The organism is Methylocystis sp. sgz306128, from assembly GCF_056032725.1.
In genome coordinates this window covers 774960-798843 of record NZ_JBVYWO010000001.1, presented here as the reverse complement: position 1 = coordinate 798843, position 23884 = coordinate 774960, and the positions used below count along the sequence as shown (strand labels likewise).

The 23884-nt window shown below is 60.1% G+C and carries 28 protein-coding genes and 1 tRNA gene; 15 read left to right on the top strand and 14 right to left on the bottom strand.

All coding sequences use genetic code 11. The features are described 5' to 3' along the window. Positions 1–98: 98 nt before the first annotated feature. The 11 genes from AC0N03_RS03840 to crcB all read right to left on the bottom strand — a co-directional run bounded on the left by AC0N03_RS03840 (position 99) and on the right by crcB (position 8699). A tRNA-Ser gene (locus AC0N03_RS03840) sits at positions 99–190 on the bottom strand. A gap of 207 nt (positions 191–397) precedes the next feature. Continuing rightward, positions 398–1099, bottom strand: a complete 702-nt coding sequence (locus AC0N03_RS03835; RefSeq protein WP_474287188.1) for a glutathione S-transferase N-terminal domain-containing protein — start codon at positions 1097–1099, stop codon at positions 398–400. A gap of 243 nt (positions 1100–1342) precedes the next feature. Then, the gene (gene gatB / locus AC0N03_RS03830) at positions 1343–2812 is read right to left on the bottom strand and encodes an Asp-tRNA(Asn)/Glu-tRNA(Gln) amidotransferase subunit GatB (RefSeq protein WP_474287187.1); all 1470 of its coding nucleotides are present in this window, start codon (positions 2810–2812) and stop codon (positions 1343–1345) included. A 29-nt stretch (positions 2813–2841) separates the two neighbouring features. Continuing rightward, entirely contained in the window at positions 2842–3414 is a 573-nt protein-coding gene (locus tag AC0N03_RS03825) for a chorismate mutase (RefSeq protein WP_474287186.1), read from the bottom strand. Continuing rightward, positions 3414–4934, bottom strand: coding sequence for an Asp-tRNA(Asn)/Glu-tRNA(Gln) amidotransferase subunit GatA (gatA, locus tag AC0N03_RS03820; RefSeq protein WP_474287185.1), 1521 nt, complete (start codon positions 4932–4934; stop codon positions 3414–3416). The genes AC0N03_RS03825 and gatA overlap by 1 nt, the downstream gene beginning before the upstream one ends. A 20-nt stretch (positions 4935–4954) precedes the next feature. After that, on the bottom strand, positions 4955–5242 hold the full coding sequence (gene gatC / locus AC0N03_RS03815) for an Asp-tRNA(Asn)/Glu-tRNA(Gln) amidotransferase subunit GatC (RefSeq protein ID WP_474287184.1): 288 nt from the start codon (positions 5240–5242) through the stop codon (positions 4955–4957). Between the two features lie 50 nt (positions 5243–5292). Further along, a complete protein-coding gene (locus AC0N03_RS03810; protein ID WP_474287183.1) occupies positions 5293–6087 on the bottom strand; it encodes an ATP12 family chaperone protein in 795 nt (264 codons plus the stop codon). 5 nt (positions 6088–6092) lie between these two features. Next, entirely contained in the window at positions 6093–6728 is a 636-nt protein-coding gene (locus AC0N03_RS03805) for an HAD-IA family hydrolase (protein ID WP_474287182.1), read from the bottom strand. Positions 6729–6959: 231 nt separating this feature from the next. Next, positions 6960–7172 carry a hypothetical protein gene (locus AC0N03_RS03800; RefSeq protein ID WP_474287181.1) on the bottom strand — a complete coding sequence of 71 codons (213 nt, stop codon included), beginning with the start codon at positions 7170–7172 and terminating at the stop codon, positions 6960–6962. Positions 7173–7243: 71 nt separating this feature from the next. Continuing rightward, positions 7244–8308 carry an RluA family pseudouridine synthase gene (locus AC0N03_RS03795; RefSeq protein ID WP_474287180.1) on the bottom strand — a complete coding sequence of 355 codons (1065 nt, stop codon included), beginning with the start codon at positions 8306–8308 and terminating at the stop codon, positions 7244–7246. A gap of 10 nt (positions 8309–8318) precedes the next feature. Next, positions 8319–8699 (bottom strand): fluoride efflux transporter CrcB, encoded by a 381-nt coding sequence (gene crcB / locus AC0N03_RS03790; RefSeq protein ID WP_474287179.1) that lies wholly within the window; start codon positions 8697–8699, stop codon positions 8319–8321. A gap of 127 nt (positions 8700–8826) precedes the next feature. Here crcB and AC0N03_RS03785 point away from each other — a divergent pair, with 127 nt between their 5' ends. The 13 genes from AC0N03_RS03785 (at position 8827) to AC0N03_RS03725 (ending at position 19000) form a co-directional block, all read left to right on the top strand. Then, positions 8827–9447: a nicotinamidase gene (locus AC0N03_RS03785; protein WP_474287178.1), complete on the top strand. Its 621-nt coding sequence runs from the start codon at positions 8827–8829 to the stop codon at positions 9445–9447. 78 nt (positions 9448–9525) lie between these two features. After that, positions 9526–10695, top strand: coding sequence for a ribonuclease D (gene rnd, locus AC0N03_RS03780; RefSeq protein ID WP_474287177.1), 1170 nt, complete (start codon positions 9526–9528; stop codon positions 10693–10695). 11 nt (positions 10696–10706) lie between these two features. Then, the gene (gene arsC / locus AC0N03_RS03775) at positions 10707–11111 is read left to right on the top strand and encodes an arsenate reductase (glutaredoxin) (protein WP_474287176.1); all 405 of its coding nucleotides are present in this window, start codon (positions 10707–10709) and stop codon (positions 11109–11111) included. A gap of 242 nt (positions 11112–11353) precedes the next feature. Then, positions 11354–11797: a 30S ribosomal protein S6 gene (gene rpsF / locus AC0N03_RS03770; protein ID WP_474287175.1), complete on the top strand. Its 444-nt coding sequence runs from the start codon at positions 11354–11356 to the stop codon at positions 11795–11797. A 3-nt stretch (positions 11798–11800) separates the two neighbouring features. Next, positions 11801–12055, top strand: coding sequence for a 30S ribosomal protein S18 (rpsR, locus tag AC0N03_RS03765; RefSeq protein WP_474287173.1), 255 nt, complete (start codon positions 11801–11803; stop codon positions 12053–12055). A gap of 123 nt (positions 12056–12178) precedes the next feature. Beyond that, positions 12179–13168: a DUF2232 domain-containing protein gene (locus tag AC0N03_RS03760; protein ID WP_474287172.1), complete on the top strand. Its 990-nt coding sequence runs from the start codon at positions 12179–12181 to the stop codon at positions 13166–13168. Positions 13169–13171: 3 nt separating this feature from the next. Continuing rightward, on the top strand, positions 13172–13741 hold the full coding sequence (rplI, locus tag AC0N03_RS03755) for a 50S ribosomal protein L9 (RefSeq protein WP_474287171.1): 570 nt from the start codon (positions 13172–13174) through the stop codon (positions 13739–13741). 220 nt (positions 13742–13961) lie between these two features. Continuing rightward, the gene (locus AC0N03_RS03750) at positions 13962–14753 is read left to right on the top strand and encodes a sulfite exporter TauE/SafE family protein (protein ID WP_474287170.1); all 792 of its coding nucleotides are present in this window, start codon (positions 13962–13964) and stop codon (positions 14751–14753) included. 125 nt (positions 14754–14878) lie between these two features. Beyond that, the gene (locus tag AC0N03_RS03745) at positions 14879–15496 is read left to right on the top strand and encodes an anthranilate synthase component II (RefSeq protein WP_474287169.1); all 618 of its coding nucleotides are present in this window, start codon (positions 14879–14881) and stop codon (positions 15494–15496) included. A gap of 1 nt (position 15497) precedes the next feature. Further along, positions 15498–16514 (top strand): anthranilate phosphoribosyltransferase, encoded by a 1017-nt coding sequence (gene trpD, locus AC0N03_RS03740; protein ID WP_474287168.1) that lies wholly within the window; start codon positions 15498–15500, stop codon positions 16512–16514. A 3-nt stretch (positions 16515–16517) separates the two neighbouring features. Next, the gene (gene trpC / locus AC0N03_RS03735; RefSeq protein WP_474287167.1) at positions 16518–17312 is read left to right on the top strand and encodes an indole-3-glycerol phosphate synthase TrpC; all 795 of its coding nucleotides are present in this window, start codon (positions 16518–16520) and stop codon (positions 17310–17312) included. Positions 17313–17315: 3 nt separating this feature from the next. Further along, complete coding sequence (moaC, locus tag AC0N03_RS03730) at positions 17316–17789, top strand: cyclic pyranopterin monophosphate synthase MoaC (protein ID WP_474287166.1); 474 nt, start codon at positions 17316–17318, stop codon at positions 17787–17789. Then, entirely contained in the window at positions 17786–19000 is a 1215-nt protein-coding gene (locus AC0N03_RS03725; protein WP_474287165.1) for a molybdopterin molybdotransferase MoeA, read from the top strand. Before moaC ends, AC0N03_RS03725 begins: the two co-directional genes overlap by 4 nt. Here the strand turns inward: AC0N03_RS03725 and AC0N03_RS03720 are convergent. Next, complete coding sequence (locus AC0N03_RS03720) at positions 18984–19925, bottom strand: LysR family transcriptional regulator (protein ID WP_474287164.1); 942 nt, start codon at positions 19923–19925, stop codon at positions 18984–18986. The two genes, AC0N03_RS03725 and AC0N03_RS03720, sit on opposite strands and share 17 nt — an antisense overlap. 174 nt (positions 19926–20099) lie before the next feature. On the opposite strand from AC0N03_RS03720, the gene AC0N03_RS03715 reads away from it, so the two are divergent. Both AC0N03_RS03715 and AC0N03_RS03710 read left to right on the top strand, forming a co-directional pair. After that, the gene (locus AC0N03_RS03715; RefSeq protein ID WP_474287163.1) at positions 20100–21308 is read left to right on the top strand and encodes a urate hydroxylase PuuD; all 1209 of its coding nucleotides are present in this window, start codon (positions 20100–20102) and stop codon (positions 21306–21308) included. A gap of 96 nt (positions 21309–21404) precedes the next feature. Then, a complete protein-coding gene (locus AC0N03_RS03710; protein WP_474287161.1) occupies positions 21405–22829 on the top strand; it encodes a nucleobase:cation symporter-2 family protein in 1425 nt (474 codons plus the stop codon). Positions 22830–22999: 170 nt separating this feature from the next. On the opposite strand, the gene folK is transcribed toward AC0N03_RS03710, so the two are convergent. Both folK and AC0N03_RS03700 read right to left on the bottom strand, forming a co-directional pair. Then, on the bottom strand, positions 23000–23494 hold the full coding sequence (folK, locus tag AC0N03_RS03705) for a 2-amino-4-hydroxy-6-hydroxymethyldihydropteridine diphosphokinase (protein WP_474287159.1): 495 nt from the start codon (positions 23492–23494) through the stop codon (positions 23000–23002). Further along, entirely contained in the window at positions 23487–23855 is a 369-nt protein-coding gene (locus AC0N03_RS03700; RefSeq protein ID WP_474287157.1) for a 4a-hydroxytetrahydrobiopterin dehydratase, read from the bottom strand. Before AC0N03_RS03700 ends, folK begins: the two co-directional genes overlap by 8 nt. Positions 23856–23884: the final 29 nt, after the last annotated feature.

Below are 23884 nucleotides of genomic sequence, written 5' to 3'. Positions count from 1 at the left end.
GGCATGAACAAGGTTGAACGAAACAGGACAAATCTAGGGCATAAGCGTTGAAATTACAACGTTATTTGAACAATAGGGAACGGGATTGAATGGAGGTTTGGCGGAGACGAAGGGATTCGAACCCTTGATACCCTTTTCAAGGTATGCTCATTTAGCAAACGAGTGCCTTCAGCCTCTCGGCCACGTCTCCGCAGGCGAAGCAGCAAGCTGCCGCGCACAGGACATATGCCTTATGGCGCAGGAGATTGCAAGCGCCTCGCAGCGCCAAATACGCTTAAAAATTCTTGACAATCTCTATGCGAAAGCCCGCATTTACGGGCGAAACAGCTTAACGCAGCGACAGATAAAGTAATGGGGCCGCAAATGGCCCCATTTCTGAAAAATCTTGAAAGATGCTTCACCGCGCCCTCTGATTGAACAGGATCGCCTGCGCATCCTTGTCCTGCGCGAGATTGATGCGGGCATCGGCCGCAACGGCAAGGCCATGCTGCACGGCCGGGCGCGCGGCACACAGATCAAGCCAGCGTTTCATATGCGGAAATTCGTCAATGCTCTGGCCTTGGCGCTCCCAGAGTTTCGCCCATGGATAAATCGCAATATCGGCGATGGAATAATCCCCCGCGACATATTCGTGATCGGCCAATTGCTTGTTCAGCACGCCGTAGAGCCTGTTGGTCTCATTGGTGTAGCGATTGATGCCATATTCAATCTGAACCGGCGCATATTGGCGGAAATGATGCGTCTGGCCCGCCATGGGCCCTAGACCGCCCACCTGCCAGAACAACCATTCGTCAACGCAAACGCGCGAACGCTCGTCGCGGCCATACAACTTGCCGGTCTTGCGGGCCAGATACTGCAAGATCGCACCCGATTCAAACACCGAGATCGGCGCACCGTCCGGCCCTTCCGGATCGACGATGGCGGGAATCTTGTTGTTGGGCGAGATTTTCAGGAATTCGGGTGCAAATTGCTCGCCCTTGCCAATATTCACGGTATGAACCGTGTAAGGCAGGCCACATTCCTCCAACATAATCGAAATTTTCCAGCCATTCGGCGTGGACCAGTAATAAAGATCGATGGGCTTTTGCGACATTGTCATCACCTGAACAGTTTGCGGTCATTGGTGGATATATATGGCCGCAAGGCGCAGTTCCAAGGGATGGCAAGGAGAATCCAAAAACTCGAGACAGCAGGGATTGCTTCGCTTGCGCTCGCAATGACGAAGAGAAGCCGCAACAGCCCTCAGCCTTCTTTCGTCCAAAGAGAGAAAGGATGCGCGCGGCGGGCCGTTCCCGCATGCTTTCTCCCTCCCGGAGAGCGTGAGGGTATGCCCCCTGCCCGCTCAGATCCCCAGCTTGGCCTTGAGAATGTCATTGACGGCCTGCGGGTTGGCCTTGCCGCCGGTTGCCTTCATCACCTGCCCGACAAACCAGCCAAGCATGGTGGGCTTGGCAATGGCCTGCTGCACCTTTTCCGGGTTGGCAGCGATGATGTCGTCCACGGCCTTTTCAATCGCTCCGGTATCGGTCACCTGCCGCATGCCGCGCGCTTCAACCACCGCGCGCGGATCGCCGCCCTCGGTAAAGATGATCTCGAACAGATCTTTGGCGAGTTTGCTGGAGATGGTGCCCTCAGAAATGAGATCGACAATGGCGCCGATCTGGCTGGCGGAAACCGGCGAGGTGGAAATATCCTTGCCTTCCTTGTTGAGGCGGCCGAACAGTTCGTTAATGATCCAGTTTGCGGCCATCTTGCCGTCGCGGCCCTTGGCTGCGGCCTCGAAAAAGTCGGCAGATTCGCGCTCGGCCACCAGAACGCCGGCGTCATAGGACGACAGGCCGTAATCGGCCATGAAGCGGGCCTTCTTGTCGTCCGGCAGTTCCGGCAGATGCGCCCTGAGGGATTCGACGTAATCAGCGGTGAATTCCAGCGGCAGCAGATCGGGGTCAGGGAAGTAGCGGTAATCCTGCGCCTCTTCCTTCGAGCGCATGGAGCGCGTCTCGCCCTTGGTGGGGTCGTACAGGCGGGTTTCCTGATCGATGGTGCCGCCATCTTCCAGAATGCCGATCTGCCGGCGGGCCTCCACTTCAATGGCATGGCCAATGAAGCGGATGGAATTGACATTCTTGATCTCGCAGCGGGTGCCAAAAGGCGCGCCCGGACGGCGGACCGAGACGTTGACATCGGCGCGCAGGCTGCCTTCGTCCATATTGCCGTCACAGGTGCCAAGATAACGCATGATGGTGCGCAGCTTGGAGACATAGGCGCGCGCTTCATCGGCGGAGCGCATATCCGGACGCGAGACGATTTCCATCAGCGCGACGCCAGAGCGATTGAGATCGACAAAGCTTTCGGTAGCAGACTGGTCATGCAGGCTCTTGCCTGCATCCTGTTCCAGATGCAGGCGCTCGATACCCACCTTGATCTGTTCGGTGGGTGTGACGTCGACGATTACTTCGCCCTCGCCAACGATGGGGCTTTTGTACTGGCTGATCTGATAGCCCTGCGGCAGATCGGGATAGAAGTAATTTTTGCGGTCAAAGGTAGAGACGAGGTTGATCTGCGCTCGCAAGCCAAGACCGGTGCGGATGGCCTGCGCCACACATTCCTCGTTGATCACAGGCAGCATGCCCGGCATGGCCGCATCGACGAAGGAGACATTGGTGTTTTCGTCAGCGCCGAAAGTGGTGGAGGCGCCGGAAAACAGCTTGGAGCGGGAGACGACCTGGGCGTGCACCTCAAGGCCGATCACGACTTCCCAATCGCCCGTTGCGCCTTTGATGAGTTTCGATGGTTGCGTGTGCTTGGTCATGGGTTTTGCCTCAGCGCTAAAGTCTTCATTCAGGAATCCAGCGCAGGCTGGTCATGCCTGCTGCGTTCCCCGATCAATTTTTCTTCCAGAGCTATCGACCATTCGATCAATTCGCTCCAGATATGACGTGCCAGATTCTGGTCGAGACCCTCGCGGCCGGCCAGTTCGACGACATGGTCGAGCACAATATCTATGCGCTCGGGCACACGCGCCGGAATGCCGAGACCGGGCTTGACCGCGGCCGCTTTCTCTATCTGCCGCTGCCGTCGCGCGAGCAGCACGACAAGCTGTTCGTCAAGCTTGTCGATCTCACGGCGCACATCGGCCATGGACCCGGATACCTGCGCCGCAGACGCCTGCGCCGCAGCCTGCTGTGCCACCTGAACGCCGGCGCTGCGCACGCGCGCCGCGATCCAGCCGGTGAGCTTGCCCGCCAGCATGAAGGCGACAATCGCCGTCAGTTCGGCTGCGGGGCGTATATCCGCATCGCTGCGTAATTTCTGCGTGATGAGCAGCAGGCACAGCAACAGAGCGACGGCCCAGAGCATCCAGCGCAAGGCATTCAGGCATCCCGTCAGAACCTGAAGGGGAAGCAAGCCCATCATGCCCACCAGACATCCGGCAATTTGATTTTCGGCGCAGCGTCCTCAAGCGCCGCGCCCAGAGCAAACAGCGTTTCCTCGTCAAAGGGGCGGCCGATGAGTTGCAGGCCCAGCGGCAGGCCCGCAGAAGAAAGACCACCCGGCACTGCAAGTCCCGGCAGGCCAGCCATGTTCACCGTGACGGTGAAAACGTCGTTGAGATACATTTCCACCGGATCCGCCGAGCCTTTCTCTCCAATGCCAAAGGCAGCGGAAGGTGTGGCAGGCGTCAGAATGGCATCGACGCCATTGGCATAAGCGGCTTCAAAATCGCGTTTGATCAGGGTGCGGATTTTCTGCGCGCGCAGATAATAGGCATCATAATAGCCGGCAGAGAGCACGTAGGTGCCGATGAGAATGCGTCGCTTGACCTCGGCGCCAAACCCGGCGGCGCGGGTATTCTCATACATCGAGGCAATGTCCCTGCCCGGCACGCGCAGCCCATAGCGCACGCCATCATAGCGGGCGAGGTTGGAAGAGGCCTCGGCTGGCGCAACGATATAATAGGCCGGCAAGGCCGTGCTGGTGTGCGGCAGCGAGATATTCACGATCTCGGCACCGGCATTTTTAAGCCAGGCGATGCCGTCTTCCCAGAGCTTCTCGATTTCGGCGGACAGGCCGGCGATGCGATATTCCTTCGGAATGCCGATCTTCTTGCCTCTGACCGACTGGCCGACAGCGGCCTCGTAGTCCGGTACAGGCATATCGACGCTGGTTGAATCCTTGGGGTCGAAACCGGCCATCGACCGGAGCATGATCGCGGCGTCGCGGACATTGCGCGCGATCGGCCCAGCCTGATCCAGCGACGAGGCAAAGGCGACCATGCCCCAGCGCGAGCAGCGGCCATAGGTCGGCTTGATGCCGGCAGTGCCGGTAAAAGCGGCAGGCTGACGGATTGAGCCGCCCGTATCGGAGGCTGTCGCGCCCAGACACAGATGCGCGGCAACCGCGGCGGCTGAACCGCCGGAAGAACCGCCGGGCACCAGCAGGCCCTTCTTGCCCTTGGCCAGAGCTTCGAGGGCCTGCGCGCCGTTCCAGTTTGGCGGCAGCCAGGGTGAGGCCACCGGGCCGTAATAGGACGTCTCGTTGGACGAACCCATCGCGAACTCATCCATATTGAGCTTGCCGAGCATCACGGCGCCGTCGCGCCACAACTGGGCCGTGACGGTGGATTCATATTCCGGCTTGAAGCCATCCAGAATATGGCTGCAGGCCTGCGTATGCACGCCCTTGGTGGCGTAAAGATCCTTGATGCCGAGCGGGATACCTTCAAGAGGCCCCGCCTCGGCCCTCGCGATGCGCTCATCCGAAGCGCTGGCCTGCGCCAGAGCATGATCGGGGGTCTCATGCACGAAGGCATTGAGCCCGCGCGCCTTTTCCATGGCGGCCAGATGCGCCTTGGTGAGTTCAACAGCGGATATTTTCCGGGCCTTGAGCGCATTTCGCGCGCCGGCCAGCGTCAGTTTGGTCAGGTCAGTCATTCAAGCCCACAGAAATCGAGTTATTCCACAACCTTCGGCACGACGAAGAAATGATCTTCGCGCGCAGGGGCATTTTTCGTGACGCTTTCAGCAATATTGCCGTCATTGACCACGTCGGGCCGCATCCGCAATTTCATTGGCGTGACCGATGTCATGGGCTCAACGCCCTCGACATTCACGGCGGAAAGCTGCTCGACGAATGTGAGCATGGCATTGAGTTCGCCCTGCATATGGGCAATATCGGCATCCGGCACGGCAATGCGCGAAAGCTTGGCGATGCGCCGCACGGTCGCTTGATCAACGGACATTTGTTTACCTCATCTTGGCGTTGCTCTGGCTATTACACGCTGCAAAGGCCTCATGCAACGTTCGCGCCAGCCAAAGCAGCGGCAGAGGCCAGAAAATCAACTTTGCGCAGCGCAAGCCGCTGCTGCGCCTCATCGTCCGCCCCCCAGACACGCGCCTGAAAATGCTCGTCGACGTGGGCGGCGGCAAATGCCTGTTCGGCGTTCATAAAGCCGCGCGCAACGGCAAGCGCAATGAGCACAGAGCCGCTGATCGAGGTGAGCACATGCAGGGCCGCCAGTTGCAGCGGCTTGTCGAAACCGGCCAGAGCCGCACCGACCGCAGCCAATGCCGGCTCAGGCTGCGCGGCAAACATGATGCCCTGCACCGGCGTGAACCGCGCGCCAAGTTCGCGCGCCGCAAAATCAAGCACAGGATCCCAGTGCTGCGCCTGCTCATCCGCCAGCGCCTGCGGATTGGCGGCGCGGTAGCAGGTCAGATCCGAAGCGGCATAGCGGCGAAGTTCGGCGCGGACAGCCTCCATCTCCTGTGCCACCCCGTCCAGCGCCGAATGAACCAGCCGCGTGAGCGGCATCGACAAAGGGTTGATCACATCGACCTGCGCCTGCCATTCCCGTGCCAGCATATCGGCCAGCCCGGCCTCCTCCACGCCGATCAGATTGCGCGCGGGCGTCCGGGCCGGGCGGCCATCCAGCAGCAGCACATGCACGCCGTTGCGCGGTTCCGTGGTCACGCTCTTATAGAAGCGTTTCGGCAGCTTCTTCTGCATGTCCTTGCGCGCCATGGCGACAGGGTCGATCGGCTCGCCATGGACCGGAAAAATCATGGATGTCAGATCATCCCGCATCAAACTCACCTCAGTATGCGCCGCAACGCTGCAAAATCATCCACCATATGAACGGCGTTTGCCAGATTTTCACGCGGGTGAAACCCCCATGTGACACCAACGCCGGTCACGCCCGCATTGCGGGCCATATCCATGTCGTAGCTGGTATCGCCGACCATGGTGCAGGCTTCCGCGCTGCAGCCGGTCTCGCCCATAGCCTGAAGAATCATATCCGGCGCCGGCTTGGACGGCGCGTCATCCGCCGTCTGAATGGTGGCAAACAATTTCTGCCAGCGATAGCGCTCCAGAAAGTCCCCTATTCCTCGGCGCGACTTTCCGGTTGCAATGCCTAGCATCACGTCGGAACGCGCGGAGAGATTTTCAAGCAGATCCTGCGCGCCGTCATAAAGAGGCGCCATTTCTCCTTCCGCCACCAGTTCCCGCCATGCGGTCTTGTAGCTTTCGGCCAGTTGAGCGGCTGGCGCTTCCTCGCCAAATAGTCGCTCGAAGGCCTCCTGCAGCGACAAGCCGACAATGGAGAGCATCGCTTCGCGGGTGGGAAGGGGGAGATTCATGCGGCTGATCGCGCGGCTCTGCGCCGCGACGATCATATGCTGGCTATCCACCAGCGTGCCGTCGACATCGAACAAAATCAGTTTCATGCGCCTCATTGCCGCCAAAACGGCGCATGAGTCAATATTTTAAAGCATGGTACGTTCAAGCGGAAGCAATGGTTACCGTCCCTCATGCCCGCAAGACAGAAAGTCAGAAAGGATGAGGGGCTTATTACCTATATTTTGCCCCTCACGCTTAAACTTATCTTCTCCCAACCCTCTCCCTGAGGGAGAGGGAAACATTGTCATCGGAACGCAAAGCGCTCCCACAGCGCAGCATCAACGGTTGCAGTTGATACCCCGGTGCCAGCATTCACCGTAGTGATGGCCGCGGTCGTGTCCCCGGCCATAATGATGGCCGCGATTGTCATAATAACCGTGATGGTGATGGTGATGGCCGTAATACCACCTGTGGTGTCTTGCCTCAGCAGAGCTCGCGCCCATCAGGCCCAGCGACAGGACCGTCATGGCCAGAATAATGAATTTTTTCATCGTGAAAACCTCCTCTGCGTATCCGGCATTATGCGCGCTGCACATGAACAGCGCTTGAACACCGGCGGCATTCACGATTCGGGGGCTTCGACGATCGGGTCGTAAGATTTGACATCGAAGCCGAGCAGATCCCAGCTATGCTTCATATGCGGCGGCAAGGGCGCCGTCACGTCGATCACGCCGCCCTTGGGATGCGGAATGATGAGCCGCCGCGCCAGCAAATGCAGCTTGTTCTCGATTCCTTCGGGGATCATCTGCAACGGATCGGTGCGGCGCGGATCGGTTTTCTCCAGCAGGCCATATTTCGGATCGCCGATAATAGGATGCCCGATTGCCTCCATGTGCGCACGCAACTGATGAGTGCGGCCGGTAATCGGCTTGAGAGAGACCCAGCTCGCGCGGTTGGCCGCCCGGTCAACGAGCGTATAGTAGGTAACGGAGTGTTGCGCATCCTCCTCGCCGTGCCGGGCAACGCGCATGCGCTCGGTGTTGGACTGTCCGCCCTCGCCCCGGGGCGCACGCTTTTCGCCGCGCTCATCGCCCATACCCTCGCCCTTGGCCAGAAACAGCGATATGCGTCCCTGCGGCGGCTTAGGCACGCCGCGCACCAGCGCCCAGTAGATCTTCTTGGCCTGCCGCGAGCGGAAAGCCTCGCCAAGGTCTGCCGCCATCTTGCGCGTCTTGGCGACGAGCAGCACACCGCTCGTATCGCGGTCAAGACGATGAACCAGCTTCGGGCGCTCGCCGTTTTTGTCGGCCAGCGCTTCCAGCATGCCATCGATATGGCGCGTCATGCCTGAGCCGCCCTGCACGGCAAGGCCGAAAGGCTTGTTCAGAACCATCAGGCCAGCATCCTCAAAGAGGATCATGTCCTTGAGAGCGCGGGCATCTGCCTCATTAGCCGTGCGGATGGCCGGCTTTGCGGGCGGTGCGACATCGAGCGGCGGCACGCGGACTACCTGCCCCGCCACAAGGCGCGTCGAGCCTTCGACGCGCTTGCCGCTGACGCGCACTTCGCCTTTGCGGCAAATCTTGTTGAGATGCGAAAGCGACAAGCTGGGAATGCGGCGCTTGAACCAGCGATCAAGCCGCATGCCGTCTTCATCTTCCGTCACTGTGAGGTTTTGCACGCTCAAGATAAAATCCTCACAAAATGGCCCGCATGGCCCATTGGCCGCAGAAAAGACCGAAAATCGACAATACCACCGAACCGATGATGTAAACCAGCGCCAGAGCCGGTTCACCGCGCTGGAAAAGATTTGCCGCATCGAGCGAATAGGATGAAAAACTCGTATATCCGCCCAGAATGCCGGTAGCGAGCAGCAGGCGCAGTTCTGCCGTCAGTCCGCCTATCCGCTCGGCGAAATAGGCGGCAAGCAGGCCCATGAAAAACGAGCCGCTGACGTTGATCACCACCAGCCCAAGCGGAAACACCCAGCCGAAGGCCCTCGTGACCGCTATATTGACCAGATAGCGCACAACCGAGCCGAGCCCGCCGCCGCCAAAGACAAGGAGAATTTCTTTCATGCCTCCCTATAGCGCACAGAATCCGCGCCGTCACGTGGCTTAGCGGGGCTTCGCCGGGCGGAAAAGCATGAAGGCTTGCCTTGAGCCGCAGCTCCGGATTAAGACGATCAAAACGGAAACACGCAAAATGATCAGGCCAGATCCGCACGACGCGCTCATCATCATCGATCTCCAGCACGATTTCCTGCCCGGCGGCGCGCTGGCCGTGCCGGATGGCGATGCAGTTCTGGAACCAATCTTGGCAGTGTCTTCGGGCTTTGCTCACGTGATCCACACGCAGGACTGGCATCCGCAGAGCCATATCTCATTCGCATCGCGGCATGGCAGGCCAGCCTTTTCGACAATAGATCTCACCTATGGGCCGCAGGTTCTCTGGCCTGACCATTGCGTCATGGGCACGCCGGGCGCAGAACTTGCTCTGCACGTGCCGAAGGCCGAACTCATCCTGCGCAAAGGCTTTCACGCCCATGCCGATTCCTATTCGGCCTTCATGGAGGCCGACGGCGTCACCATCACCGGTCTGGCCGGGTATTTGCACGCACGCGGCCTGAAAAGGCTGTTCATGGCCGGACTTGCCACAGATTATTGCGTCGCCTTTTCCGCAATGGATGCCGCAAGGGCCGGCTTCGAGACATTCGTTCTCGATGATCTTTGCCGCGCCATCGACCAGAACGGCTCGCTCGCGCAAGCGCTGCGCATCATGCAGGACGCAGGCGTGCGCCGCATCACGTCCGATCAGCTGACCTGAAAGTCTCATGAAAGACATGCCTGCCGTGCACCGTAAATCTCTCGCAGAATCCCTTCTTTTCCTATATAGATTTTCGACATGTCATTGATCACAACAACCCAACACCTCGCCGAGACCTGCGAACGTCTGGCCGCTCATCCCTTCATTACCGTCGATACCGAGTTTCTGCGCGAGACGACGTTCTGGCCTAAGCTCTGCGTCGTACAGCTTGCCTCGGAAGAAGAAGCTGTCGCGGTGGATGCCATCGCGCCGGACCTCGACCTGACGCCCTTTTTCGAGCTGATGCGCAATCCGAATGTCACGAAAGTGTTTCATGCGGCGCGGCAGGACCTCGAAATCATCTGGAACCTGTCCAAATCGCTTCCCGAACCCGTATTCGACACACAGGTCGCAGCCATGGTCTGCGGCTTCGGCGATCAGGTTGCCTACAGCGAACTGGTTCAGGCCATCTGCAAGACCAGCATCGACAAATCGTCACGCTTTACGGACTGGACGCGCCGGCCGCTCTCGCCCGCGCAGATCGACTATGCCATCGCCGATGTCACACATCTGCGCGATATCTACAAGCATCTCGACTCGCGGCTGGAAAAATCAGGCCGGAAGAGCTGGCTTGCCGACGAACTTTCCACCCTGACCAGCATAACAACCTACGAACAGCACCCTGACCGCGCGTGGGAGCGCTACAAGGGCCGTATCCGCAAGCCGCGCGATCTCGCCGTGCTCATGGAGCTGGCCGCCTGGCGCGAGGCGGAAGCGCAGGCCAGAGACGTGCCGCGCTCGCGCGTGCTCAAAGACGACGTGATGGTGGAAGTTGCCATGTCTGCCCCCAAGGATGCCGAAGCTCTCGGTGCTCTGCGCGCCTTTCCGCGCGGCATGGAGCGCTCGAAAGCCGGAACCGAAATACTTGCCGCCGTACAGCGCGGCCTTGCGCGCGATCCCAAGACGCTGCCTCGCGTCGAGCGCGAGCACCGCAACAATACGAATGGCGCAACCGTTGAGCTGATGAAGGTTCTGCTGCGGCAGGTATCCGAGGAGACCGGCGTCGCCGCCAAGATGATCGCGACCGTTGACGACCTCGAAGCCATAGCACTGGCGGACAATGCCGATTGCGCGGCACTCAAGGGCTGGCGTCGGGAGATTTTCGGTGCCCGCGCGCTGGAACTCAAGCATGGGCGTCTGGCGCTGACCATCGAGAATAAAAAAGTTGTCACACTCGAATGGCAGGATGCTGCAAATTCCAATTCCTGACAGGCTGAACGATGACGGTCACGATCTATCATAATCCCGCCTGCGGCACGTCGCGAAATGTTCTGGGCCTGATACGCCATGCCGGCATCGAACCGCAGATAATAGAATATCTCAAGACGCCGCCCAGCCGGGAGGTGCTCCGGAGCCTCATTGCCCGCATGGGCGGCGGTGCGCGGGCGCTTTTGCGCGAGAAGGGCACGCCTTATGCCGAGCTGGGTCTTGATAGCCCCGGCCTCAGCGAAGACGAACTGATCGACGCCATGCTGGCGCATCCGGTGCTGATCAACCGCCCCATCGTGGTGACAGAGCGCGGCGTCAGGCTCTGCCGCCCTTCGGAAACGGTGCTCGAACTTCTCCCCGCGCCGTTGCGGCAAGACTTCGTCAAGGAAGACGGGGAAATCGTGCGCCGCTCCTGAAATTGGAATTTCTGCGGCCTTTCCCCTTGCATCCGGCGCAAAACCGGCTATAAACCCGCATCCTGTTCGGCTGGGGGCTGAACGGAAGGTCTTTCGTTTGCGCGAAAGACAGGGGTTTATCTGCTCCGTCTTCCCGTGTCTCCGCCTTCGAAGAAACCGTCGGGCCTTTTTCCGGGCTCGAAGGGCTCTGCGCCGGACAAAACAGCCGCATGAGGCGGCTGACAACAGAGAAAGGTAATCCCATGGCTCTCTATGAGCACGTGTTCCTTGCTCGCCAGGACGTGACCGCCCAGCAGGTGGAAGCACTGACCGAGCAGATGAAAAACACCATCACCGCTGGTGGCGGTCAGGTGTCGAAGGTTGAATATTGGGGCGTCAAGTCCCTCGCCTTCCGCATCAAGAAGAACCGCAAGGCCCACATGACCCTGCTGAACATCGACGCACCTTCTGCCGCTGTCGCGGAAATGGAGCGTCAGATGAGCATTTCGGAAGACATCATCCGCTTCATGACCATCAAGGTCGAGGAACTGGAAGAAGGCGCTTCCGCCATGCTGCGCAAGCGCGACGACACCGAAGAGCGCGGCGAGCGCTTTGACCGTCCGGACCGCTCCGACCGTGGCCCGCGCGCTCCGCGCACCCCGTCGGGCCGTGCGCCCCGTCCCGAATATAACGCTAGCGAGGCTTAAACCATGGCAACCGAATCTGCTGCCGGTGGCGCAACCCGCCGCCCCTTCTTCCGCCGTCGCAAGAGCTGCCCCTTCAGCGGCCCGGGCGCTCCGAAGATCGATTACAAGGACACCCGCCTGCTCTCGCGCTACATTTCCGAGCGCGGCAAGATCGTCCCTTCGCGCATCACCGCCGTGAGCGCCAAGAAGCAGCGTGAACTGGCTCAGGCCATCAAGCGCGCCCGCTTCCTCGGCCTGCTGCCTTACGTGATCCGCTGATATATCCGGCGCGGGAGCAGATCCCGCGCCTCTTTTGCTGAGATCGTCCGGATGGGCCGGACGAGATGGCTGGAATGCAAAGCGCATTTCTAACCGCCATGTGCGGGACAACCGAAGGTCTTTATGGTGCTGTCTTTTTCGTTCCGTCTGCCGCATCTGGGCATTGCGCTTGTCGCCGGGGTAACCGCCGCGCTGGCCTTCCTTGCCGCTGGCGAGGGCGGAATTCTGAGCTTCCTGCTGGCCAATTTCTCTCCGCTGCCGCTGATGATCGCCAGCCTGGGCTGGAGCCTGGGGACAGGCGTTATTGCATCGCTTTTAGCCGGCGTCACAATAATTCTGGCTGCCGATATCCAGAACGCACTGGCCTTTCTGGCGCTTATCGCCCTGCCCGGCGTGGGGCTGACTGCACTGGCCATGCGCCGTTCGGGCAAAGGCCATACATCGACGGGGCGTCTGCTCGAATGGATCGGCTGGGCGGCCATCTTCTCCACCATGGCCGAAATCGCGCTCTGGGCCGCCACGAGCGGCGGCTATGATGTAGCGTCCGGCAAGCTTGCGCATGAATTTGCCGCGCCGCTGTCTGAAATCAGCCGTGCCGGAATCAATCTGCCGGATGATGTGCGCATCGAGGATGTAGCGCTGTTTTTCGCCCGGGCCGTGCCCTTTTTCTCAGTGGCGATGACGGTCATCCTGCTCACCATGAACCTCTGGCTCGCTGCACGGGCCGTGCAAATCTCCGGACGGCTGGAACGGTCGTTCCCGTCCCTGCCCGAAACGACGCTGGTGCCGCGTGAACTCGTCGTCATTTTCGTTATTTCCTGTCTTGCGACCGGCATCGGCCTGATATTGCACAGCTTGTCGCTGTCGCTGGCCACCGGCCTTGTCGCGGCGGGACTGCTCACGGTGTTTGCGCTACAGGGGCTTGCCCTGCTGCACGCCGCCACGCGCGCCATGCCGCTGCGCGGCCTGCTGCTTACCTTCATTTATTTCGGCATTATCGTGCTCAGTCTCTGGCCTTTGGTCATTGCGGCTATGGCCGGTTTTGTCGAATGCCTCGTTTCGAGACGGCGGGCTGTTTCCGCCGCCGAAAATTCCAATAAACCACAGGAGTAGAAAATGGACGTTATTTTGCTTGAACGCGTCGCCAAGCTTGGCCAGATGGGCGAAAAAGTACGCGTGAAGGATGGCTATGCCCGCAACTACCTGCTGCCGCGCGGCAAGGCTCTGCGCGCCACCGAGGCCAATGCCAAGAAGTTTGAATTGCAGCGCGCACAGCTTGAGGCCCGCAATCTCGAGCGCAAGTCCGAAGCTGTTGCCATCGCCGAAAAGCTGGACGGCACGTCCTATGTCATCATCCGTCAGGCCGGCGAGACCGGCCAGCTTTATGGCTCGGTCGCCGCACGCGATATCGCGGACGCCGTGACTGCCGCAGGCTTCACCGTCAATCGCGGTCAGGTCGAACTCGCCAATCCGATCAAGACAATTGGTCTGCACGTGCTGCCGGTGCATCTGCACCCGGAAGTCGAAATCAAGATCAATATCAACGTTGCCCGCTCCCATGCTGAAGCTGAACGCCAGGCCAAGGGCGAGGAAATCAATGTGCGCGAGGAGCTTTCGCTCGACGATCTCGGCCTTGAGGTCGGCAAGGCTCTTGCAGAGGCAGACGGCTCGCTCGGCGACCGTTAATCTTTATCCCGTTTCAGGAACGGCCCTGCTCTCCAGCAGGGCCGTTTTATTTTGCCAGTTAAATATTTCGCGACCGACGCCGCCGAAAAGTTCAAAATCTCAATATCTTAACAGGTACGAACCTCTGGATCGGGCTATAAATATACAAATTTGATAGAATTTATACGTTGACAAAAGTCCCCATGCGTCATTGAATGCTGCGACGCACAAGGGGACGTTCATGGCATTTTTATCTGCGATCCAGCCATTCTATTCTCTTTCGGGCTTGCTCGTGGGAACGATTGTCGGCCTCACGGGAGTTGGCGGCGGATCTCTGATGACACCGCTGCTTGTGCTGGTTTTTGGCGTCAGTCCCGCAACAGCGGTAGGCACCGACCTGCTCTATGCAGCCGTGACCAAATCCGGCGGCACAATTGTTCACGGCTTCAGCAAAACCATCGACTGGCGGGTGACCGGGCGCCTTGCAGCCGGGTCGATTCCGGCGACAATGGCCACGATTTTCGTTCTTCAGCACTACGGACTGCAAAGACACGGAACATCTTCGCTGATCGCCTTCATGCTGGGTATTGCGCTGCTTCTGACATCCGCAATGCTTCTTTTCCGTAAATATGTCATGGCTTTTGCCGTTCGCTTCGCCGCAGACGAGCACCCCTGGCGCACCTGCGTACTGACGATCGTGACAGGCGCCGTGCTCGGCGTGCTCGTATCCATTTCCTCCGTCGGCGCCGGGGCGATGGGCGTGACGGCGCTGCTGCTGCTCTATCCGGGTTTGCCGGTCGTGCGCATTGTCGGTTCGGATATTGCTCATGCCGTCCCGCTGACGCTGGTGGCGGGGCTTGGCCATTGGTGGATCGGCACGGTGGACTGGCTGATGCTGGCGTCGCTGCTGATCGGCTCGCTGCCCGGCATTGTCATCGGCAGCCGGCTGGCGCCGCGTTTACCTGAGGGGATCCTGCGCCCCATTCTTGCGGGCATACTTATTATCGTAGGTCTACGCCTCGTTCTGGCTTGAGACTTGACGCCAGCGCTCTGGCATTGGAAAAGGACACGGGCGGTTCGCAATTGCGGGCCTGTGCTTTTTTGGGCCCGTTTGCCTGCATCTGCAGCGCAAGGCCGGGCCGGCAGGATTATTGGACTATGCGGGTTCTCCTCATCGACAATTACGACAGTTTCACCTGGAACCTCGTGCATTACCTCGGTTCGCTCGGCGCGGATGTGGAGGTGCACCGCAATGATGAGCTGAGCGTTGATGAAGTTCTCGCGCGAAACCCCGATGCGATTGTCCTCTCTCCGGGGCCCTGCACACCAAAGGAAGCTGGCATATGTCTTGATCTGATCAAGGCGGCCAGCGACAAGATTCCCATGTTCGGCGTCTGCCTCGGCCATCAGGCCATCGGCGATGCGTTCGGCGGCGATGTGATTCGGGCACCGCTGCCCATTCATGGCAAGCTTTCCACCATACATCATAATGCGCGTCAGGTGTTTCGCGGCATCAACGGCCCGTTGCAGGGCACACGCTATCACTCGCTGATCGTCGATAAAAAGACCCTGCCCGAAGCGCTTGAAGTCACCGCAGCGACTGATGACGGCCTGATCATGGGCCTCTCGCATAAAACGCTGCCCATTCACGGGGTTCAGTTTCATCCGGAAAGCATCCTTTCCGAGCACGGACACCAGATCCTGAAAAACTTTCTCGATCTCGCCAGCGAATGGAACAAGCAACATCCGCGCGCCGTAAAATCCGCAAAGGCCTGACATGGAACAGTTCAAACCCCTGATCGCGAAAATCGCCACCGGCAGCAGTCTGACGCGCGCCGAGGCAGAACTTGCCTTCAACACCATGCTTTCAGGCGAAGTCACCCCGGCGCAGATGGGCGGATTTCTGATCGGCCTGCGTGTGCGCGGCGAAACGGTGGAGGAAATATCCGGCGCCGTGAGCGCGATGCGGGCCCGTATGCTCAAGGTCAGCGCCCCGCCCGGGGCCATCGACATCGTCGGCACGGGCGGCGATGGCGCGGGCTCTTATAATGTATCGACGCTGGCCGCCATTATTGTCGCCGCCTGCGGGGTTCCGGTCGCCAAACACGGCAACCGCGCCGCCTCATCCAAATCCGGGTCTTCGGACATTCTCACCGCGCTGGGCGTCCGTATCGGCATTTCGCCCGAAGGCGTCACGCATTCGATAGAACAATCGGGTCTCGGCTTCATGATGGCCCAGACGCACCACGCCGCCATGCGCCACGTGGGCGCAGTGCGCAGCGAACTCGGCACCCGCACCATATTCAACCTGCTCGGCCCGCTGTCCAACCCGGCTGGCGTCAAGCGGCAGGTTCTGGGGCTCTTTTCCGCCTCTTGGGCAGAGCCTCTGGCTCAGGTGCTGCATAATCTGGGGTCGGAGCGCGTCTGGCTGGTGCATGGTTCGGATGGTCTCGATGAAATCACCACAACCGGCCCAACCAAGGTGGTCGCGCTGGAAAGCGGCACGATCCGCTCGTTTGAGATCACGCCGCAGGAGGCCGGGCTCACCCTGTCCAACCCCGCTGATCTCAAGGGCGGTGACCCCGAGTTCAACGCCCGGGCACTGCGGGATGTGCTGGCGGGTGCCCGCAATGCCTACCGCGATATCGCACTGATCAATGCAGCCGCCGCGCTTGTTGTCGCGGAAAAGGCGGCAAGCTTGCGCGAGGGCGTCACGATTGCCGCCGCCGCACTTGACTCAGGGCGGGCAAGCGCCACACTGGACAAACTTATTCAGGCCACTCAGGGAGCGTGAACCTTGGCGGACATACTCCTCAAGATCGAATCCTACAAACGCCGGGAAATTTCAGCCGCCAAAGTGCGGATGCCGTTCCACGCGCTGGAGCGCAAGGCGCGCGAGCAGACACCGCCACGCGGCTTCGTCAAGGCCATCCGCGCCAAGCTCAATGCCGGCTCTTTCGCATTGATTGCGGAAATCAAGAAAGCCAGTCCGTCCAAAGGCCTGATCCGCGCAGACTTTGACCCGCCGACACTGGCCCGCGCCTATGAGGCGGGCGGCGCTGCATGTCTGTCGGTGCTTACCGATGAGCCGAGCTTTCAGGGCAAGCCCGAATATCTGACTGCGGCGCGCGAGGCCGCCGCCCTGCCTGCCCTGCGGAAAGATTTCCTGTTTGATCCCTATCAGGTGTTCGAGGCGCGGGCCTGGGGCGCGGACTGCATCCTCATCATCATGGCCTGCGTCGACGACAATGAAGCGCGCGCGCTGAATGCCGCCGCCCATGATCTGGGCATGGATGTGCTTGTGGAAGTCCACAATGAAAAGGAACTGGAGCGGGCGCTGCGGCTCGAAACCAGCATGATCGGCATCAACAACCGCGACCTGCGCACATTTGAGGTGTCGCTCGACGTCAGCGTCCGCCTTGCGGCGATGATCCCGCCCGGCCATATCTGCGTGGCGGAGAGCGGTATTTTCAGCCATCAGGATTGTGTGCGGCTCGCTCAGAGCGGCGTTCGCACCTTTCTGGTCGGCGAGAGCCTGATGCGGCAGGACGATGTCGCCGCGGCCACCCGCCAACTGCTTACCGGCCTCTGAACCATGGCCTTGACCCATATCTCCGGATCCGGCGAAGCGCATATGGTGGATGTTGGCGCAAAGGCCGTGACGAGCCGTGTGGCGCGTGCTGAAGGCTGCGTGATCATGAAGGCGGAAACGCTGGCGCTGGCGCTCGAAGGCAATGCCAAAAAAGGCGATGTGCTGGCGACTGCGCGCATTGCCGGCATAATGGCCGCGAAGAAGACCTCCGAGCTGATCCCGCTCTGCCATCCGCTGCTGCTGACCAAAGTCAGTGTTGACCTGATCCCCGACCCAGAATTGCCGGGCATCCGCGTTGCGGCCAGCGCCAGCGTCTCGGGGCAAACCGGCGTGGAAATGGAAGCCCTGACCGCCGTTTCTGTTGCCTGCCTCACGATCTATGACATGCTCAAGGCTGCCGACAAGGCGATGCGCATCGACTCTATCCGCCTGCTGGAAAAGAGCGGCGGAAAATCGGGCCATTGGACAGCACCATGAAAGACAAGGGACTTCTGCCGGTCGAAGACGCCTTGCAGCGCGTTCTTCAGGGACAATCCCGGTTGCCGACGGAGCTTGTCCCGATCTGGTCAGCACAAGGCCGCACGCTGGGCGAAGATCTGGCCGCAACCCGCACCCAGCCGCCGTTCGACTCTTCAGCCATGGACGGCTATGCCGTGCGGCACGCCGATCTCGCTGCAGCCGGCGCCCGGCTTAAGCCTGTTGGCGAGAGCGCGGCCGGACATCCGTTTGAGGGAAGCATCGGCCCCGGCGAGGCGGTGCGCATTTTTACCGGCGCAAAATTGCCGCAGGGAGCCGATACCGTCATCCTGCAGGAAAATGTGACGCGCGAGGGCGAGGTCATCATCGTGCAGGTGCCGGAAGCACTCGGACGGCATATCCGTGTTGCCGGACTGGACTTTGCCGCAGGGCAAATTCTGCTGCCCGCCGGAACGCGCCTCGGGGCGCGGGAACTGGCGCTTGCCGCCGCCATGAACCATGCCATGCTGCCTGTGGCGCGCCAGCCGCGTGTCGGCATATTGGCGACAGGCGATGAACTGGCCTTTCCCGGCGAGGCCACAAGCGATGATGAAATCATCTGCTCCAACAGCTATTCTATCGCCGCACTGGTGCGCGCGGCAGGCGGCGAGCCTGTCAATCTCGGCATTGCCCGGGATAATTTTACGGCACTCGAAGCCGGCATCCGCCGCGCACAGGCGGAACAGATCGACATTCTGGTCACGCTGGGCGGCGCCTCGGTCGGCGATCACGATCTGGTGCAAAAAGCGCTCGCCAGAGAAGGCATGGAACTCGCCTTCTGGAAAATTGCCATGCGGCCCGGCAAGCCGCTGATGCACGGTCATCTGGGACCTATGCGTATTCTCGGCCTGCCGGGAAATCCGGTTGCGTCCATCGTCTGCGGACTGCTGTTTTTGCAGCCCCTCATCCGCGCCCTCAACGGCGACCCCACGCCAGACCGGGATACAAGCCATAGCGCCGTCCTTGCAGCGCCATTGAAGGCCAATGATGCGCGGCAGGATTATCTGCGCGCGGAGCTTCTGCCCGGCGAGCCGGTTCAGGCCCGCGCCTTTCCCATTCAGGATTCCTCGATGCTGAGCACGCTGGCGGCATCGCGCTGCCTCATCATCCGCCCGCCTCACGCGCCGGCGGCTCAGGCCGGCGACGCATGCCGCATCATCCGGCTGGATTGAGCAACTCCGGATTGATCGATTCGTGCAGGCGGTTGATCTGCGGCGTCAGTTCCTGAACCAGAAAATCCGTCATCAGCTTGGTGCGCGTGGATAGCAGGCGGCGATGCGGATACATGACCGCCAGCGTCACCGGATTGGTGCGATATTTCGGCAGGACCGGGACAAGCTGGCCGGAATTCAGCTCCTCGGCAATTTCAAATGCGGGCTTGAGAATTATGCCGCGCCCCGCCTTGGCCCACTGAATCAGCAGATCGCCGTCATCGGCATCAAGATTTCCCTGCACCGGCAGGGTGACATCGCCGTTGGGGCCGGACAATGTCCAGCGAAACTGCTGGGAACCGGGAAAACGGAGCAGCAGGCAATTATGGTTAAGCAGATCCTCCGCTTCCTCCAGCGGGCCGTGGCTGCTCAGATAAGCCGGGCTGGCGCAGAGCAGGCGCGGACATTCGGCAATCTTGCGGGCAATGAGACTGGAATCCTGCAAAACCGCCAGCCGGACGGCCAGGTCCACCGCTTCGCTCAGCAGATCGAGCAGGTGATCGGACAAACGCATCCGCACCGAAATCTGCGGGTAGAGATCCTGAAATTTCAGCATCAGCGCCCCGAGGCGGGAGCGTCCCAGCCCCAGAGGCGCGGTGATGCGCAGATTGCCGCGGGCCGAACCGCCGGAATCGGCCACCACGCTCTCCGCACGCTCCAGCGCGTCCATCACCTGCCGCGCGCTTTCAAAAAACAGAAGACCCTGTTCCGTCAGCTGCAGGCGGCGTGTGGTGCGGTTGACAAGACGCACGCCCAGATGCGCTTCAAGCTGCTGCAGCCTGTGGCTCATCACGGCAGGCGAGAGCCGCAACTGACGCCCGGCTGAAGACAGGCTGCCAAGTTCGATGGTGCGGACAAAAATCTGAATATTTTCGAGTAAAGCCATAAACTGATTGTGGCATTTTTCTGGTTTATGCGAAAGTGCTCCATAAGCGCTTGCGGATGCAATGTTTCTTGAAGTCGCTAAAAATGGAATGAGTGAACTGAAGATAGAGTGCAGCGCCAGATCTGTTCCAGTGAACGCGCCAGTGCACGAAAAAGCTGCGGAGGTGTTCGTCGCATGGTCCTGATTCCAATTCTTACCGAATGGCTGAATTTCGCCGTGCGCTGGCTGCATGTGATCGCCGGTATCGCCTGGATCGGCAGTTCGTTTTATTTCGTCCATCTCGACCTGAGCCTGAAGCCACGCGAGGGCCTGCCTAAGGGCGCTTATGGCGAGGCATGGCAGGTGCATGGCGGCGGCTTCTACCACCTCGTCAAATATCTGGTTGCGCCATCGCAGATGCCCGACAAACTCACGTGGTTCAAATGGGAAGCCTATACGACATGGCTTTCCGGCATTTCATTGCTTGTTCTTGTCTACTACATGAATGCAAGCCTTTATCTTATTGATAAATCAGTGATGAATCTCACACCGGGTAAAGCTGTCACCATCAGCGTGGCAGGCCTGACGCTCGGCTGGCTCATCTATGACCGGCTGTGCCGTTCGCGCATCGGTCGCTCGGATCTTTATCTGGCGCTCACCGGTTTTGTTTTTCTGGTGGCGCTGAGCTATGGCTTCAACCAGATTTTCTCCGGACGCGGCGCCTTCATGCAGATGGGTGCGCTGATCGGGACGATGATGGTGGCCAATGTTTTCGTCGTGATCATGCCAAATCAGCGCAAGGTCGTGGCATCCCTGCTGCGCGGCGAAACGCCAGATCCGAAACTGGGCGCACAGGCCAAGCAGCGTTCGCTTCACAACAATTACCTCACCCTGCCTGTCGTGTTTGTCATGATCGGCAATCATTATCCGCTGGCCTTCGCCACGCGGTTCAGCTGGCTGGTTCTGGCGCTGGTCATCATCATGGGCACCTGCATCCGCGTTTATTTCAACGCCATGCACAAGGACATCAAGCCGCCGCTCTGGCCCTGGGCCGTGGCGGCGCAGTGCTTCCTGCTTATCATTGCCCTCAGCGCCTTCGGCCCGCGCGTGCAGGTGCAATCCTCCATCGATATGAGCAAGCCGGTGTCTTTTGCGGATGTGGACAATATTGTCTCCAGCCGGTGCAGCATGTGCCATGCGGCTGAGCCAGCATGGGAAGGCATCCACGCCGCGCCAAAGGGCGTTCTGCTGGACTCGCCCGAGCAGGTGGCCTTGCATATCCACCAGATCGGCGTTCAGGCCGGGCTTTCCGGCGCTATGCCGCCCGGCAACGTGACGGAAATCACGCCGGAGGAGCGGCAGATTCTGGCCAATTGGGTCAGCGCCGGAGCCAAGACCGAATGAAGAATGCCGCGGAATGAACACGCATAAAACAAGCCTCGGCGGATGTCCGGCGGGGCCAGAAAATCGGCCCGGTCAAGGGCCTTCAGGGAGAGAGAAATGTCCAATCTGAAACCCAACCGAGTCGATGAAATATTGCCGCCGGGGCAATTGCTGGTGCTGGGCATCCAGCATGTTCTGGTGATGTATGCCGGTGCAGTGGCCGTGCCGCTAATCATCGCCGGCGCGCTGGGCCTCAGCCCGGAAGACCGCGCGCTGCTGGTGAACGCCGATCTGCTGGCCTGCGGTATCGCATCGCTCATTCAATCCATCGGCCTGCGCGGCATCGGCATCGGCATGCCGGTGATGATGGGTGTCACCTTCGCCTCCGTCGCGCCGATGCTGGCCATGATCGGAGCGGCCAAAGGCATCGGCGGCGCCAGCTTCATTCCGGCTGATGCACTGCTGACCATCTACGGCTCGGTGATTGCCGCGGGCGTATTCGGCTTTATCGTGGCGCCCTATGTCAGCCGTATGCTGCGGTTCTTTCCGCCCGTGGTCACGGGCACCATCATCACCATCATCGGCATTTCGCTGATGCGCATCGGCATCGGCTGGGCGGAAGGTCCGTTCACCACGCTGCAAAATATCGACGGCGTGATGAAAATGGCACCCAACCCCAACCGCGATGCCATCGACGGCTTTGTCCTCGCCGCTATCGTGCTGGTGATCATTCTGGCCCTGACCAAATATATGAAAGGCTTCATCGGCAATATCGCGGTCCTGTGCGGCATCGTCATCGGCGCGATTATCGCCAGCCTCACGGGAAAGATGAGCTTTGCCGCTGTAGAGCACGCACCCCTGCTTGGCTATGTGCTGCCCCTGCGCTTTGGTATGCCGCATTTCTCCCTGATACCGATCCTGACCATGTGCATCGTGATGGTCGTCGTGATGATCGAATCGACCGGCATGTTCCTCGCACTAGGCGAAATGACCGGGAAAAAGATCGATCAGGCTGCACTGACGCGCGGCCTGCGTGCGGATGGCGTAGGCACCATCATCGGCGGCGTGTTCAATACCTTCCCCTACACGTCCTTTTCGCAGAATGTGGGGCTCGTCGGCGTGACCGGCGTACATTCGCGCTATGTCGCGGCGGCGGCGGGCGCTATTCTGATCGTGCTGGGATTCATCCCCAAGCTGGCGGCTCTTGTCGGCGCAGTGCCGGTGGAAGTGCTGGGCGGCGCGGGCATTGTCATGTTCGGCATGGTGGCCGCCACGGGCATCCGCATTCTTGGAGGCGTCGATTTCCGCACGAACCGGAACAATCTCTTCATTGTGGCCGTATCCATCGGATTCGGCATGATTCCGCTGGTCGCGCCGACATTCTTCAAGAATTTTCCGGCCGATCTCAAACCGCTGCTTGATTCCGGCATCATCCTGACGTCGATTGCAGCGGTGATCCTGAATGCCTTCTTCAACGGTCTTGCTGATGAGGATCTTGCCGCGGCGGAAGTGACGCGCGCGGCTCAGGCTGCAGATCATTAAGGCCTGGACGAATGAGAATTGCCCTCGCCCCGAATTCAAAGGGCGGGGGCACTCCCCTCATCCTGAACTTGTTGAAGGATGATCGGCAAATATCAGACGGCAAAACTGCTCGCCGACGGAAAGCCCATTGGGTCATGGGGCAAAACGCCTGCAGCCGGAGCCAACCGGCCCTAGTTTTCCGCAGCTTGCGGTACAAACCGGATCACCTCTCCGGCGTCAAGCTGCGCCAGAGCCTGTGCAGCCTTAACCCCGCCCAGTTCAAGATCCGGCTTTAATTCCAGCAACGGCACCAGCACAAAAGCTCGGTTGAGCAGTTCGGCATGCGGAATGATGAGATCGGGCAGATCGATTTTCTCCGCGCCATAATAGAGCACATCCACATCGATATTTCGCGGTCCCCAGCGAATGATACGCTCGCGGCCCATACGCTTCTCGACATCCTGCACTAGCGCGAGCAGCTGCTGCGGCTCAAGCTCGGTGTTGGCAATGGCGCAGGCATTGACAAACCAATCCTGCTCGACATTGCCCCAGGGCTTCGTGCGATAAAGCGAGGACAGGCGCAGGTCGCGCACCTGCCCGCTCGCCTCAAGCAGGCGCACCGCTTCGGCAATATGCCCGGCCTTGTCGCCGATATTGCTGCCAAACCCCAATCCGATTTCAATCATGAATGATATAGCCCGCGCTCTTGGGCGCGCCCTCCAGATGCAGGCCCTCTTTTTGCGGTTGCCAGCCGATGACCTGTTCTATCATGGCGGCAAGTTCGAAATCGCGCTCGGTGATGCCGCCCGCATCGTGGCTTTGCAATTTCACAGTTACACGCGCATAGGACACGGCAAGGTCGGGATGATGCCACGCCGCCTCGGCCAGATGGCCGATTGCGTTGACAGCCAGCAAGGTCGCCTGCCAGCCGCCCGTCCTGAATGTGCGGGTCAGATGATTGCTCTCAAACTGCCAATGCGGCAGATTTTTCTGTAATCTCCGGGCAATTTCATCCTCCGGCACCAAAGGCAGATTCGCATGGGCCATGGTTTCCTCCTGTCTGGCGGGGAACCCGC